Source organism: Acinetobacter sp. SFA (assembly GCF_001647535.1).
In the GTDB taxonomy this organism is placed as follows: Bacteria; Pseudomonadota; Gammaproteobacteria; order Pseudomonadales; family Moraxellaceae; genus Acinetobacter; species Acinetobacter pecorum.
In genome coordinates, this window is the sequence record NZ_LSZI01000013.1 from 1 (window position 1) to 1,502 (window position 1,502).

The following is a 1,502-nucleotide window of genomic DNA, read 5'->3' on the forward strand; positions in this document are numbered from 1 at the left end:
ACACCTTTCACATTGGTTTCGTTGCGATCGTTAATCACAATCTCGCCACGACTAGTCAGCTCAACCGAAGTCTCTTTCAGGAAGTCGGTGTTAGGCAACAGGCCGATCTGCACGAAGATCCCCGCAAGTTCTACCGTATGCTCTTCATCAGTCGCACGGTCTTTGTATTTCAGACCGGTCACCTGTGAACCGTCACCCAGCACTTCAGTCGACAGGGCATTCTTGATGACTGTGGTATTCGGCAAGCTGTTCAGCTTGTCCTGCAGTACCTGATCGGCACGCAGCTTGGTATCAAATTCCACCAGCGTTACATGCTCTACAATACCGGCCAGGTCGATCGCCGCTTCGACACCCGAGTTACCGCCACCGATGACCGCAACACGTTTACCCTTGAACAGAGGACCATCACAGTGCGGACAGTAGGCCACACCACGGGTTTTATATTCCTGCTCACCCGGAACGTTCATCTCTCTCCAGCGTGCACCGGTCGACAGAATCACGGTTTTCGATTCAAGTTTGGCACCGTTTTCAAGGGTGACTTCCACCAGGCCATTGGCAGTTTCATCTGCACCTTTGATATTGGATACCCGTTGCAGGTTCATGATGTCGACACCGTATTCACGTACGTGTGCTTCCATTTCCGCTGCAAACTTCGGACCTTGGGTCTTCTGGATAGACGTGTAGTTTTCAATATCCATGGTGTCCATGACCTGACCACCCATGCGTTCAGCCACGATCCCGGTTTTAATGCCTTTACGTGCCGCATAGATCGCAGCGGTATTGCCTGCAGGTCCGCCACCGACGATCAGTACATCAAAGGCGTCTTTGGCATTCAGCTTTTCAGCATCTCTGGCAGCTGCATTGCTATCCAGTTTGGCAATGATTTCTTCCAGTGTCATACGACCCTGACCGATGTGCTGGTTATCCTGGAACACCATCGGAACAGCCATGATCTTGCGTTCTTCGACTTCATCCCGGAAGAAGGCACCATCAATCATGGTGGCTGTGGTACCCGGGTTGTAGATGGCAATCAGGTTGAGTGCCTGAACCACATCCGGACAGTTATGGCAGCTTAAGGAGACGAACACTTCAAAGTCGGATTGAATGCCCAGGCCTTTAATCGACTCCAGCACTTCATCAGAGACTTTGGGTGCATAACCGGAAGTTTGCAGCAATGCCAGAATCAGGGAAGTAAACTCATGTCCCATCGGCAAGCCTGCAAAGAACACGCGTGGCTGTTCACCGGCCTTGGCAATACCAAAACTTGGCACACGTTTATTGGTCCCATCAAAGCGGGCAGTCACCTGATCAGAAAGTGCCGCAATCTCTTCGACCAGTTCCTTGATCTTGTCTGACTTGTCAGAGCCATCCAGGGTAGCCACCAGTTCAATCGGGCCTTCAAGGCGCTCAAGTAAGGTTTTAAGTTGGGCAGAAGTATTTTGGTCTAACATTGCTAACGCCTCCAGAGGAGTAAATGTTTATTTGATACAGCCATGATAGGA

At 50.9% G+C, this 1,502-nt stretch carries 1 protein-coding gene; it reads right to left on the reverse strand.

Features of this window, described 5'->3' with window-relative positions; genetic code table 11:
- A partial coding sequence (gene ahpF / locus AY607_RS06825) for an alkyl hydroperoxide reductase subunit F (protein ID WP_064102175.1) occupies nucleotides 1-1,451 on the reverse strand: 1,451 nt, incomplete at its 3' end.
- Between the last annotated feature and the right edge of the window lie 51 nt (nucleotides 1,452-1,502).